Origin of the sequence: Psychroserpens jangbogonensis, assembly GCF_000797465.1 — a bacterium.
In the GTDB taxonomy this organism is placed as follows: domain Bacteria; phylum Bacteroidota; class Bacteroidia; order Flavobacteriales; family Flavobacteriaceae; genus Psychroserpens; species Psychroserpens jangbogonensis.
The window spans coordinates 60,822-74,580 of sequence record NZ_JSWG01000011.1; the positions used below are offsets into that span (position 1 = coordinate 60,822).

13 protein-coding genes are annotated in these 13,759 nt (G+C 31.8%); 7 read left to right on the forward strand and 6 right to left on the reverse strand.

What is annotated here, in order from left to right; all coding sequences use genetic code 11:
- Window positions 1–149 precede the first annotated feature (149 nt).
- From RH81_RS11495 to uvrA, 4 genes are read right to left on the reverse strand one after another with little or no spacing between them, the layout of a single operon-like run.
- The gene (locus tag RH81_RS11495) at window positions 150–3,002 is read right to left on the reverse strand and encodes a gluzincin family metallopeptidase (RefSeq protein ID WP_033960487.1); all 2,853 of its coding nucleotides are present in this window, start codon (window positions 3,000–3,002) and stop codon (window positions 150–152) included.
- Complete coding sequence (locus RH81_RS11500; RefSeq protein WP_033960488.1) at window positions 2,999–4,267, reverse strand: endonuclease/exonuclease/phosphatase family protein; 1,269 nt, start codon at window positions 4,265–4,267, stop codon at window positions 2,999–3,001. The genes RH81_RS11495 and RH81_RS11500 overlap by 4 nt, the downstream gene beginning before the upstream one ends.
- 27 nt (window positions 4,268–4,294) lie before the next feature.
- Entirely contained in the window at window positions 4,295–4,981 is a 687-nt protein-coding gene (locus RH81_RS11505; protein ID WP_033960489.1) for an LOG family protein, read from the reverse strand.
- A gap of 30 nt (window positions 4,982–5,011) precedes the next feature.
- The gene (uvrA, locus tag RH81_RS11510; RefSeq protein WP_033960490.1) at window positions 5,012–7,843 is read right to left on the reverse strand and encodes an excinuclease ABC subunit UvrA; all 2,832 of its coding nucleotides are present in this window, start codon (window positions 7,841–7,843) and stop codon (window positions 5,012–5,014) included.
- Window positions 7,844–8,010: 167 nt separating this feature from the next.
- On the opposite strand from uvrA, the gene RH81_RS11515 reads away from it, so the two are divergent.
- From RH81_RS11515 to RH81_RS11535, 5 genes are all read left to right on the forward strand, one after another.
- Window positions 8,011–8,463, forward strand: a complete 453-nt coding sequence (locus RH81_RS11515; protein WP_033960492.1) for a pyridoxamine 5'-phosphate oxidase family protein — start codon at window positions 8,011–8,013, stop codon at window positions 8,461–8,463.
- A gap of 30 nt (window positions 8,464–8,493) precedes the next feature.
- Window positions 8,494–9,312: a peptidylprolyl isomerase gene (locus tag RH81_RS11520; RefSeq protein ID WP_052172538.1), complete on the forward strand. Its 819-nt coding sequence runs from the start codon at window positions 8,494–8,496 to the stop codon at window positions 9,310–9,312.
- 70 nt (window positions 9,313–9,382) lie between these two features.
- Entirely contained in the window at window positions 9,383–9,910 is a 528-nt protein-coding gene (locus RH81_RS11525) for a hypothetical protein (protein WP_033960494.1), read from the forward strand.
- 137 nt (window positions 9,911–10,047) lie between these two features.
- Entirely contained in the window at window positions 10,048–10,497 is a 450-nt protein-coding gene (locus RH81_RS11530) for a hypothetical protein (RefSeq protein WP_033960495.1), read from the forward strand.
- The gene (locus RH81_RS11535; protein ID WP_033960497.1) at window positions 10,497–10,697 is read left to right on the forward strand and encodes a helix-turn-helix transcriptional regulator; all 201 of its coding nucleotides are present in this window, start codon (window positions 10,497–10,499) and stop codon (window positions 10,695–10,697) included. The genes RH81_RS11530 and RH81_RS11535 overlap by 1 nt, the downstream gene beginning before the upstream one ends.
- A 38-nt stretch (window positions 10,698–10,735) precedes the next feature.
- On the opposite strand, the gene RH81_RS11540 is transcribed toward RH81_RS11535, so the two are convergent.
- Window positions 10,736–11,407, reverse strand: a complete 672-nt coding sequence (locus RH81_RS11540; RefSeq protein WP_033960498.1) for an SIR2 family NAD-dependent protein deacylase — start codon at window positions 11,405–11,407, stop codon at window positions 10,736–10,738.
- A 115-nt stretch (window positions 11,408–11,522) separates the two neighbouring features.
- Here RH81_RS11540 and RH81_RS11545 point away from each other — a divergent pair, with 115 nt between their 5' ends.
- On the forward strand, window positions 11,523–12,179 hold the full coding sequence (locus RH81_RS11545) for a TrmH family RNA methyltransferase (RefSeq protein WP_033960500.1): 657 nt from the start codon (window positions 11,523–11,525) through the stop codon (window positions 12,177–12,179).
- Window positions 12,180–12,386: 207 nt separating this feature from the next.
- Window positions 12,387–12,950, forward strand: coding sequence for a hypothetical protein (locus RH81_RS11550; protein ID WP_152604828.1), 564 nt, complete (start codon window positions 12,387–12,389; stop codon window positions 12,948–12,950).
- Here the strand turns inward: RH81_RS11550 and RH81_RS11555 are convergent.
- Window positions 12,936–13,718, reverse strand: a complete 783-nt coding sequence (locus RH81_RS11555) for a carboxypeptidase-like regulatory domain-containing protein (protein WP_033960501.1) — start codon at window positions 13,716–13,718, stop codon at window positions 12,936–12,938. The genes RH81_RS11550 and RH81_RS11555 overlap by 15 nt on opposite strands.
- Window positions 13,719–13,759: the final 41 nt, after the last annotated feature.

The window sequence follows — 13,759 nt, forward strand, 5'->3', positions numbered from 1 at the left end:
CTTTTGTTATATGTTGCAAATTTAACTAAAGTTTCTATGTTTTACAACCTTAGAAATTGTTATATATTTGATAAATTATCACAAAAAGACCATAATTTTTGCGAAATTCTTGATTTGGGCAAAAAAATTAGGGTTAAGTTAAGAATTTTCTAAAACCATTTACGTCTAAATAAGCCTAAAAGTCTTCCAGGATCTAATGTAAATAAGAAGCGTATACGCTCTTCATAATTTGGCTGTCCAACTTCCCAGCCTAAACTTGAATATATCGGAAAGTAAATTTCAAAATAATCGGTTATCAAATTCAAACGAATTCCGGAATCGTACACAAAGTTTGGATTCTCGCTTCTGTTTTTGACTAAACCAATATCTCCATAAGCTTCAACGTACCTCCAAATTGTTGTACTTGCATTTACTGTAGTCATCCATCGGTTTGCAAATGGTGTTTCTAACATGGATTTAAATCCACCTTCTGCAATAATAATTTGCTGACTGAAAATTCCTGAAGATTCTGAACGTCCTAAATAGTTATAATCAAAAAGGTAATCTGTTGGACGATCTAAAGCAAAACTGAAATAGTCTGATTGAGAATCTGTTTTATTATATAAAAATGTTCCAGCGAAAAAACGAATATTGAATTGTCTGTTTTTTTCAGATAGTTTTCTGTATTCGTAGTTAACTGATATTTTTCCGAAGCGTTCAGCAAGTTGAAAATCGTAAAACCATCTTTTGAAATTGATAATACCAGGTTTTCCAGAAACGTATCTTATATTAAATACGCTGTAGTCTGGTTCATCAATAATATCATTATCAACTTCAAATACAGTATCATCTCCCACATCTCTTCTAATCGAAAGGAATCTGAAATTTAAATTTTTGAATTCATCTGATCTAAAATCATTGTCATCCCTAAAACTGAAGGAGACACTTGGTGAAATTCTTGTTACAAAGGCTTCTTCTGCAAAAGATGAATAGCTAGCGCTTATCCCATAATTAATTCCATATAGGTTTCTATTCTCGATATTGTGTGTGTATCGAACAGAACCACTACCAGTTATTGATTTTGAATTTAAAGCGTATTGTGGTGATATTTTATAATTAAGTCGTTTTTTAAGTAATGTTTTATTGTAAAATTTACCACCAAGTGTTAATCCATCATAGATGTTTTCAAACTCTACTAACGGCATCATGAAAATCTGATTGTAATATGGATCTTCAACATCTTGAATAAGTCTAAACTGAAGAGGTTTATTATTTAAAAAATTACTATTTAAAGACTTATAATTATCTCTAAGATTAAACTCAGGAATTGTATTATCGTAGTTTAAAGCAAACTTTGTGTTTCCTTCTCTTGGAATGGTAAGGGTTTTACTTTCGTTTATGTTTTCTATCCAAGTTTTGGTAATAATAGAATCATTATCAAGAGTAAATAATGACACTGGTACACTATTATCTCTTTTGTTTCTTATCGTTAGTGTTATAGAATCTTCAGTAGCTTTGACATCTTTAATTTTGAAATCAATCTTTTTTCGAGAATTGATATAATCGGTAAAAAACCAATCGACATCTTTGTCTGTGTTTTTCTTAAGTAGATTTTCGAATTCTTTTGATGATGTAATTTCTAGTTTTTCATCTGAAAGGAATTGACTAATAGTAGATTCAATAGTATTGCCATTTACAAAATCATCTAAATATCGTAAACCAACACCAGCTTTGTATTTACTAGCAATATTTGAATTGAATTTTAAGAGAGAATCTTTTGAAGTTGTCAATGGTTGATCTCTGTTCGTTCTAGCCATTTGCATATAGAACATAACAAACTGGTCATTGTATTTTAAATCTGCAGCATGAAACGATCTAATTCCCCAAACACTTGCTAGTGTACCAATCATTTTGGTGTCAGGATAAAACTCTTCAATATACTTCATTAAGTAATAAATCTGAATCCCTTCTTTAATCCAATAATCTTTTCTTGGGTTGACTAAAAGCGTGTTATCTAAGTAATTTTTAAGCGCAGTTTTTAATAATTTTAGTTCATATTGAAAACTATCAGGAAAAGGCCTAATAAAATCAGGTAGTTGATTTAAGCCATACAAAGGATCTTTTTTATAATCACTCTTTGTAATCAATAATCGCTCGTGAGGATAATCCCCAAGGTTTTTGGTAATATAACGTGTTATTTTGTCTGTAATTAGAGCTTTTTCTTCTCCAGGAATGTCTTTACTATTTATATCTGAAACGATATTAAAATCATCAGTTTGAACATATTTAAACTCAGAAAATCTAACCAATACAAATGTAGTATTAACTCTGTTCTCTCCGTATAATTTTATGATTTGTTCGTTGTTTGTCTGTTGTATATCACTAGTGTTCAATTCAGAAATAAACGTATATCCTAAAGGAAATTTAATTTCAAAATTGAGGTTTGCTTTTGGAGTATAAAGGTCATCTAGATTTTTGTTACTATATATCTGCCATTTGTCATCGTAAACGGCAGGAGTAAGGTACCAATATTTTAAACTTAACTCTTTGTTTTCGCTAATACCATAACCAGTAAAGGTGTCGTCAGGCAATACTAAATTATAGGTTAAGTTGAGCTCATATTTTTGATTCGGTAAAAGCGATGAGTTTAGTTCTACTTTTACGATATCTGGATGTTCTACTAAATTACTAAAATTTAAGTTGTCACCTGTGTTGTCTTTCAAAGTAGTGATTGTGGTATAGCCACGTTGCTCACTCTTTGCAAGATGTACCTTAAGGCTAAATTCTTCTTCAAAACGTTTTGCTAAAGGTGTTTTTTTTGTTGAATAAGCATTATTCCAATCATTAAGATAAATGACATTTAAGGCGTCGTCACTCGTGTTATGATAAATAATCTTTTGTTGTATGTGAATGGTCTTGTTCTCTATATCAAAATCAGCTTTTAGATCAATAGAATTTTGACCAAAACCAACAGTATACAAGCACAAACTAAATGCAATAAAAAGGGATTGTTTTAATTTCAATGTGCTATAATGAATTTTAATGGTTTATCTTGAAATTCTTGTGTTGTGATGTAATATATACCATTTGCCATAGATGACATGTTTTCTTCTATATATAACGAATTTTTAACATTAATTGTTTTAATAACTTGCCCTAAACTATTGTTAATAGTCAGCGTTTTTAATTGAGCTAAGGGATTCAGTTTTAGTCTTAACACATCGCTAATAACATTAGAACCTGCGAATTGAATTGCAGTTATGGTTGTGAACTCTTTTAAGGATAAAGTTTGATTAGTCTGTAATTCTAGTGTAACTGGAAGATGATCACTAAAATTGTGTAACGCATTTCTTATAAATGATGAATAATCAGCACCAGAACAATCTGATGAGTTGATAGCTTGATTATAGCATTGTACATTGGCGTTATTTCCAAAGACTTTATATGTGTTTTCTACAAATTTAATTTCAGGATTTGTCTCCATGTTTTCTGAGGTCATGATAAAATCAAATCGATCATCAAACCCTCCTGTCGCTCCGCCAAAACCAGTTTGTGTTCTGGTAGATTGCGTCATCACATCAATATAATTTGTGTTGTTATGCCAGCTTCCAATTTGGTCCGCAGGATCTATAAAATCAATATTATTGTTGTTGTCAGAATCTATGAGTTCTTGAAATGCAGCTTCAGAACTCGTATATACATTGAAGTCTCCAGCTAGAACCACATTGCTATCTGAAGGTAAAGTGTCGAGATATGCAATTAAATCTTCAACCATTTGAAAACGAAGTGCTTGATTTTCTGTTCCACTAGATGCTTTTAAATGACAAACGATAAAATCAATAAACACAGGATTTGTATCAACTTCAAGTGAATTGATTTTCATTCTATAATGATTGAAATCCCTAAAAATACTCGTTACAATACTTTGGCTATCTAATATAAACTTTGAACTATCGTAGTAAATGAAATTCTGAAGATCATTTTGGTTACCAAGGTTATCATCAGAAGTATTCAATTCAAATGTTGCACTTTGGTAATTTGGATTTAAAAACTCCAACGTACTCATTATGGTATTTGCACCACTTATATTATTGAGTTCACACACCATAAATATATCTGGTCTATAATCGTCTAAAACTAATTCTAAATATTGTAAACGATTAGGGACTGCATCTTCTAAGGGGAAATTTAAAACGTTATAAAACATTAATTTAAAATTCTCCTGTGCATGCAATCCTTTAAATGCAAAGATGCAAAGCATCAATACCAAACATATTTTCTTTTTCATAGCTGTATTAAAAAGCAAATGTCTGTTTTAGAAATTCGGACTTAGTCCAGATTCCTTATAGAAACTATCTAAAATACTTATAACTTCATCTGCAGTATCTACCACATGAATTAAGTCTAAATCCTTCGGACTAATATTTTTTTCTTCTAACAAAGTTGATTTTACCCAATCCATTAAGCCTCCCCAAAAATCGGATCCAACTAAGATGATAGGGAATTTTTCAATTTTATTAGTTTGGATTAAAGTCATAGCTTCAAAGAGTTCGTCTAAAGTTCCAAAACCTCCAGGCATAACCACGAATCCTTGTGAATACTTAACAAACATTACTTTTCTAACGAAAAAGTAATCAAAATCTAAGCTTTTATCTGCATCAATATACGGATTATCATGTTGCTCAAAAGGCAATTCAATATTAAGACCTACAGAAGTTCCTCCTGCAATATGGGCACCTTTATTACCAGCTTCCATGATTCCTGGTCCACCACCTGTAATGACACCATATCCATGTTCTACGATTCTTGTTGCTACTTGTTCTGTGAGTTTATAATATTTGTGATCTGGCTTTGTTCTTGCAGATCCAAAAATAGAAACACAAGGTCCAATTTTACTAAGCTTTTCGTAACCACTTACGAATTCACCCATAATTTTAAAAATGGCCCATGAGTCGTTGGTTTTAATTTCATTCCAACCTTTTACATTTTGTTCTTTTCTCATTTGTATTCTTATTAATTTTAAGTCAACCGGCTAATTTAATTCTTTTTTCAAGAATTTAGCAGTGTAACTCTTTTTATCTTTAATTATCTCTTCTGGAGTTCCTTTGGCTACTATGTTTCCTCCACCTTGTCCGCCTTCGTAACCAATATCAATAATGTAGTCTGCCATTTTAATAACATCTAAGTTATGCTCAATGATTAAGACCGTATTGCCTTTATCAACTAACTTAATTAGAACTAACATTAGGACTCTAATATCTTCAAAATGTAATCCTGTTGTTGGTTCATCAAGAATATAGAAGGTATTTCCTGTATCTCTTTTACTGAGTTCTGTTGCGAGTTTTATACGTTGTGCTTCTCCTCCAGAAAGTGTTGTGCTTTGCTGACCAAGAGTTATATATCCTAAACCAACATCTACAATGGTTTTTAATTTTTTATGAATTTTCGGAATGTGTTCAAAGAAGTTAACGGCGTCATTCATAGTCATGTCCAATACATCACTAATCGATTTTCCTTTGTAGCGAATCTCTAAGGTTTCTCTATTGAATCGTTTGCCTTGGCAAGTTTCACATTCGACATATACGTCTGGAAGGAAATTCATTTCAATGACACGTAAACCACCACCTTGACAGGTTTCACATCGACCACCTTTTACATTGAAACTAAATCGACCAGGTTTATAACCACGAATCAAAGCTTCAGGAATCTTTGCAAACAAACTTCTTATTTCGCTAAAAGTTCCAGTATAAGTAGCAGGATTACTTCTAGGAGTTCTACCAATAGGAGATTGGTTTATATCAATCACTTTATCAATATGCTCCAAACCTTTAATGCTTTTGTAAGGCATTGGTACTTTCACACCATTAAAATAATGCGCATTCATAATTGGGTAAAGCGTCTCATTAATAAGTGTTGATTTTCCACTACCTGAAACACCAGTAACTCCAATCATTTTTCCTAAAGGAAGCGTTACAGATACATTCTTTAAATTGTTACCTGTGCACCCTTTAAGTTCAATTTTTTTGCCATTTCCTTTGCGTCGCTTCTTTGGTACAGGAATTTTTTTTGTTCCGTTAAGGTAATCAGCTGTTAAAGTATCATGAGTTAATAATTCTTCAGGAGAACCGATGCTAATAATTTCTCCACCATATTTTCCTGCCTTCGGTCCAATATCAATAACATAATCGGCACGTTCTATCATGTCTTTATCATGTTCAACAACAATAACAGAATTTCCAATATCTCGAAGAGCGACCAGTGAGTTTATTAATTTTTCATTATCACGTTGATGTAAACCAATACTAGGTTCGTCTAAAATATAAAGAACACCAACTAACTGAGAGCCAATTTGAGTGGCAAGCCTAATACGTTGCGCTTCTCCACCTGATAGTGATTTTGAACTTCTATTAAGTGATAAATAATCTAAACCAACATCTAATAAAAATTTAGACCTTGTTTTTATCTCTTTTATAATTTCTTCAGCAATTTTAAACTGTTTCTCTGAAAGGTGGTTTTCTAAATCTTCAAACCAAGCAGAGAAATCAATAATGTCTTTTTGTGCAAGTTCAGCAATACTTAGTCCGTTAACTTTAAAATATAAAGACTCTTTTCTTAGTCTAGATCCTTTGCAAGTTGGACAAGATACTTTGTCCATATAGTCTTTTGCCCAACGTTTTAGTGATGTCGTTTCAGCATTTTTATACTGACTTTCGATAAAATTGGCAACACCTTCAAATTCTATATTATAATCACGAGTTACACCTAAAGTTTTACTTTCTACGGAAAACTTATCGTTTCCACCATACATAATCATTTGTTTGGCTTCAGAAGGAATGCCTTTGAATGGATCAGTCAAATTAAAATTAAAGCGCTGTGCTATGGTTTCAAATTGCTTAAAAATCCAACTATTTTTTTCCGAACCATGAGGTGCTAAAGCACCAGCCTTAATAGACAAACTATTATCAGGAACAATTTTATTTTCGTTGACTTGGTATAAAGTTCCAATACCGTTACACGTTTGGCAAGCACCTTTTGGAGAGTTGAATGAAAAGTTATTAGGTTCTGGATTTGGATATGAAATACCAGAAGAAGGACACATGAGATTACGACTAAAATAACGAACCTCTTCCGTATCGTGATCGAGAATCATTAATACGTCGTCACCATGATACATCGCAGTATTTATAGTTTCAGAAAGACGTTTATCATTATCTGCAGTGTCATCAATTTTAAGTCTGTCGATGACGATTTCTATTTCATGCGTTTTGTAACGATCGAGCTTCATTCCTTTTACTAGATCACGAACGTCACCATCGGCTCTTACTTTTACAAAACCTTGCTTTGCAATTTGTTCAAAAAGTTCACGATAGTGACCTTTTCTAGAGCGAATAATAGGAGAGAGGACATTAATGCGTTTACCTTTATAGCTCTCTTTGATAAGGTCTTTTATTTGCTCATCACTGTAGCTTACCATTTTTTCTCCAGTATTATAACTATAAGCGTCACTTGCGCGAGCATAGAGCAGACGTAAGAAATCATAAATTTCTGTAATAGTACCAACAGTAGATCGAGGTGATTTACTTGTTGTTTTTTGTTCAATTGCAATTACAGGAGATAAGCCATCAATTTTATCTACATCAGGACGTTCTAAACCACCCAAAAATTGTCGAGCATAGGCAGAAAACGTTTCAATATAACGACGCTGACCTTCGGCATAAATAGTATCAAAGGCTAAAGAAGATTTTCCGCTTCCAGATAAACCAGTTATAACAACTAATTGTTCACGTGGAATGGAAACATCAATATTTTTTAAGTTATGCACTCTGGCACCTTTGACCTCGATGAATTCGTGGAATTTGCTCATAAATAATCCTGAAAATGTGAGTTTTGCTCACAAAGTTGCAAAGGTACTTAATTTAGCAATAAAATCGAAATATGGATCATTTAGAGTTTTGTTAAATTAGGGATTCTGCCAAAGTTTTTAAGACGATGTTCGTTTTCTTTTATTAATTTAGTTGCTAAAGCTAAACCATGCATCTAACAGAAGACATCAAAGACTATATTAATAAGAGTGTTTTGTGTTGGCTTGCGACAGTATCTTCAGATCAAATCCCAAACGTTTCACCAAAAGAAATCTTTGACTGTTATGAACCTGAAAGTATTATTATAGCCAATATTGCATCACCTCAAACGGTTCGTAATATCAAACAAAATTCTAATGTTTGTGTGAGTTTTATTGATATTCTCGTTCAGAAAGGATTTCAAATTAAAGGTAAAGCTGAAATCGTTAGTAAAGCACATTCGGAATTCTCAGCAATGGAACAGAAATTAACCAAAATGACTAGAGGACTATTTCCGTTTGCAAGCATTACAAAAATTAGTATTCAGGAAGTAAAGACCATCATTGCACCTAAATGTCTGCTTTATCCAGAAACAACAGAAGAACAACAAATAGAAAGCGCTAAAAAAGCTTATGGCTTTTAAAAAACTAAACTGTATTAAATCAAATTAATAATGAAGACGAATCTAAAAATTACGTTTGTAATAGTATTAAGCTTATTGTTTTTAAGTTATAATTCTGGGGCTACTTCAGAAGATAGAACAATAGTTGAAATGAAGACCAATTATGGTACAATGGTTCTTGAACTTTACAATGAAACCCCTTTACATCGAGATAATTTTATAAAGTTAGTTAATGACAAAGCATACGATAGCTTGCTGTTTCATCGTGTGATAGAAAGTTTTATGATTCAAGGTGGTGATCCAGATAGTCGACATGCAAAATCTGGTGTTCTTTTGGGTGAAGGAGATTTGAAGTATTCGGTTAATGCAGAATTTAGACCAGATTTGTTTCATAAAAAAGGCGCTTTATCTATGGCTAGATCAGAAACACTTGGAAGAGTTTCTAGTGCAATGCAATTTTTTATAGTTCAAGGAAAAATCTATAACGATAGTCTTTTAGATGTATCAGATTCTAGAATAAATAAAATGTTAGCGAGACATTATTTATTAAACCAACCAGCGAATGAAACGTTATGGACAGCCTTAAAAAAGGCAGAAGAAGATGAAGCTAAGTATAAGGTTTTGAATGACAGTGTTAATGTTATGGTTGAGTCTTTTACAGATTTTGAAACTTATAGCATTCCGCAAACACAACGTGAGATTTATAAAACAATAGGAGGGACGCCTCATTTAGATCAAAATTATACGGTTTTCGGACAAGTTATTGAGGGATTAGATATTGTAGATTCAATAGCCAAAGTAAAAAAGGATAAATGGGATCGACCAATATCTGATGTTATTATACTTTCGGTTCGGTTAAAAACGAATTAAGGTAATTATGGCAAGCTCGTTTCCATATTAATTTATATTTTAGTTGAGCAGTAATCAATAAATTAAATAGATGAAATTATTAGGTATAGGATCAAGAATAAATCACTCAGAATACGGTAAAGGTGTTGTCACTAATGTCACGTCAAAACATTATTGGGTTACATTTATTGATAACGGATTAGAAACTATTGAGCTAGATAGTGAATTTGAAGTTATTGAAGCTGCGGAAGACGAAGTAGATACGGTCAGCTTTTATGAAGTAGAGAGTAGTCTGGTTCAAATTCTAAAAAAATGGAGTGATGCAACTGAAGTTGTTTCTATTGCAGATAAATGGAAAGGGGGAAAATTGATTTTAGAACCAACAGATACTAGTTTACAGAGTAAAGAAATTCCTATTGATGGGTTTTTCCATAAGATTACCATGGTTAGAGATCGATTACGAGTTATGGAACAGAAAATTAACTCCAGCAAGAATCTTGATGAACAAGAAAAAATAGAACTTCAACAATATATTACAAGGAGTTACGGAAGTTTAACCACATTTAATGTGCTATTTAAACTGAAAACTCAACAGTTCACAGGGCAGAAGAGCTCATAATATTAGTATTTCATTTTTTGTTTTTGAAAGCACTGTTTTTAGAAAACATGGATTTTATTTGGAAAATTCTAAAATGTAAAGTATATTTGTCATATAGTAAAGATAATTTTACTTAATATAAAAGATACTTGTCAATTATGGATCGAAATAGTTTTGTTGAATGTGAGAGAAAGGGTTTAAATAAATTAATCAACTTTAGGTTACCATACTATTTCTATAAAGTAGGAATGGTTATAGTAGGAGCTTCAATTGTCATGATGTTTGTTAGGGCATTTGCTTTAGATGGTGATCAAGAAATATTAAAAGAAGTTTTACAAAAAGGAATCTTAATAGGAATGTTACTTATGTCTATTGCAAGAGATAAAGATGAAGACGAGATGGTTGTGAAATTAAGAATGCAATCTTATACTTACGCATTTATAGCTGGTGTTCTATATGCTTTAATTATGCCATTTGTTGATTTAGGTGTGTCTACCATTGTGCATGGAGGAGGAGAAGTATATAAAGATTTAGGCGATTTTCAATTATTGTTATTTATCCTAATGGTACAGCTCTTATGTTTTCATACTTTAAAGCGTATGCGATAATGGAAAATACTATAAAAGTAGAACGTGCTATTTTGAGTCTTACTCAAGATGATTTAGCCAAAAAAATTGGTGTATCACGTCAAACGATAAATTCTATTGAAGCCAATAGATATGTACCGTCAACTGTTTTAGCTTTAAAACTTTCAGATGTGTTTAGTAAACCAGTTAATGACTTTTTTAATCTTAGTAAAAATGATTAGCCTGATAATAGTAATTATAACGATTTGCTTACAAATCGTTATAACAATTCTTTAAGTGTTTTAAGTCCCATTGTAGCTGTTTCAGTAATCACTTTTAATTGCCCTTTACTTTCTATCGCAGGATTAGGATCAATAAAAAAAGTTGGAGTGCCTTCAGGAACATAATGCATTAAACTTGCTGCAGGATAGACTTGCATTGAAGTACCAATAATTACTAAGATATTTGCTGTTGCACAGATTTCCATTGCTTTATCAATCATTGGAACCGCTTCACCAAACCAAACAATATGCGGTCTTAATTGATAACCTTTGTCACACATATCACCAGGAATAAGATCTTTCGTCCAAGATTGGATATCAAATTCGTTTCCAGTGCTCCTTACTTTTAGTAATTCACCATGTAGATGAATTACTTGACTGCTTCCAGCGCGTTCATGAAGATCATCTACATTTTGTGTTATGATAGTGACGTTATATGATTGTTCTAATTCTACTAAGTCTTTATGTGCAGAATTTGGTTCAACTTCTAATAACTGTTTCCGTCGCTGATTGTAAAACGCTAAAACCAATTCTGGATTTTTATGAAACCCTTCTGGTGTAGCAACTTCCATAACATCATGACCTTCCCATAATCCGTCGGCATCTCTAAACGTTTTTAATCCGCTTTCGGCACTCATGCCAGCACCTGTAAGTACAACTATATGTTTCATGTGTGTATGCTTATTGTTTTTTTATTGACACATGTTATTCGCTATTGATCATTCTCTTGAGTGATAAAGCTTTTAACTTGCTTATTTCATTGTATAAATTTACTAATTTTAGCGTATGATTGACCTAGACCTTTTAGAACATTTAGAAACTTACCTCACAGAAAAACGAAAGGTGCGATTCACAAATGTATTGTCACAACGCACAAAACATTTTACTGTTGCTACAGAAGATGTTTATCAATTGCATAACACAAGTGCCGTAATTCGCAGTTGTGATGTGTTTGGTATTCAAGAAGTAAATATTGTCGAAGAAGTAAATAGCAAAAACATAGATCGTGAAATAGCCATGGGAGCACAAAAGTGGGTAGATTTAAATCGCTACAATTCTGTAAAAGAAACTATTTCAGATTTAAAAGAAAAAGGGTATCAAATTGTAGCTACCACACCTCATGAAAAAGATGCGATGCTTCATGATTTTGATGTAACAAAAAAATCTTGCTTTTTCTTCGGAAGAGAGACAGAAGGTTTGTCACAAGAGGTTATAGATCAAGCAGATTGTTTTTTAAAAATACCTATGGTTGGATTTACTGAAAGTTTGAATATTTCGGTTTCAGCAGCAATTATTTTGCAACATGTTACCACTAAGCTTAAGCAATCCAATGTGAATTGGCAACTCACTGAAGCCGAAAAACAAGAAAAGCGAATAGATTGGTGTAAGAAAACTATTAAAAGTTATGATGAGATTATTGAACGTTTTTATCAAACGCAGTAATCATAAAACTTAAGTAATATCTTGTCAAAGCCTCATATAAAGTGTTACTAATCTATTATTTTGGTATTTAAAGAGAATTAATTTGTCAATCAATCATAGATTAATAGATTGGATTCAATTAGTTATTTTATTAAAGTGAGTGTTTTATTCAAACAATTAAAATCACTGCTCTTTACATTTAGATTAATTTTTATTGTTGTGTTAATAATGCTAGGGATATTATTAGGATTACATTATTTTAATGATGTACCAATAGAAGTTTTAACGAATGATGTAGCAGTACTTGGAAAACTTCCTATTTATGCAGGTATACTATCTCAAATAGGTATATTTCTGTGGTCAGCAACTGCTGCAATTTGTCTTTACAGCTTGCAATTTATTTCTAACAAAAAGCATAAGACGTTTATTTGGGCTTCAGCATTTATTACAATTTTTCTAGGTTTTGATGATGCATTCATGTTTCATGAAATATTATTTCCATCTTTAGGAATACTTCAAAAAGTAGTGTTTTTATGTTATGGAATATTGATGTCGTTCTATTTCTTAAGTTATTTTAAACTCATCTTTAAAACAGATTTTATACTCTTAGGATTGGCTATGATAAGCTTTGGGTCATCTTTATTTATAGATAATTTGATGGCAAACACAACACCATATGTCTCAAAACTACTTGAAGATGGTTTTAAATTTTTGGGTATTCTTTTTTGGTTGGGATATTTTGTAAAAACTACGAAACAAATGATAGGTCTGGAAACTTTAGAAGCGTCCTGATTTTTTACTACGACTTAATACTTTATACTCTTCATAGCATTCACTAATAGCATCTAGAACTTGAAGATCATTAGCAGTTTCTATAAAATCTTTTGAATAATTACATTGATTTATGATTTCGTCTAAATCATATTTATCAACTTGCAAAAGGACTAGAAGCATTTCTCTATCAAAACGTGAAGCTAGGTTTTTTCTAATTTCATCGTCTTGCTTCATCTTTTTGAGCTTACGTAATTCATTTGGCTTTTTACCAAACATATTATGTAAGAAATCTGCAGGATTAAAAATAGCGCCTAAAACTTTATTTACAGCATTAGGTCTTCGGTCACCAGCTTCATAGCCTTTGTTTGATAATCCTGAAATACTATATCTATAATTAGATTTTATAGGTATTTGCTTAATATCTACAGCTAAGTAACCCGTAAGTTTTAATTGATTAACAACAACTTCTTCTAAAGCTAAAGCTAACTCAGTCATGCCTATTTTGGTCTGGCCAAACTTAAGCCAATCATTGGTAACTCTTACTTTAATGGATTTATAACCTAAATACGAAAAATGAAGTGTGTCATTAACACTTGCTTTTATTTCAAACTCACCTTGATCATTGGTAGAAGTACCAATAACTTGATTCAAATTAACAATATTCACTCGGTCAATTGGTAAATCTGTAGAGACATCGATAACCGTTCCCATTACAGATGTTGGATCTTGAGCAAAACAAATTACAGTTGTAAAAAAAAGAATAGCAAGTAGCTGTAGGTGTCTCATGTATTAAAATTACGGTATAAAAGTACTAAACAAAAGTAAAT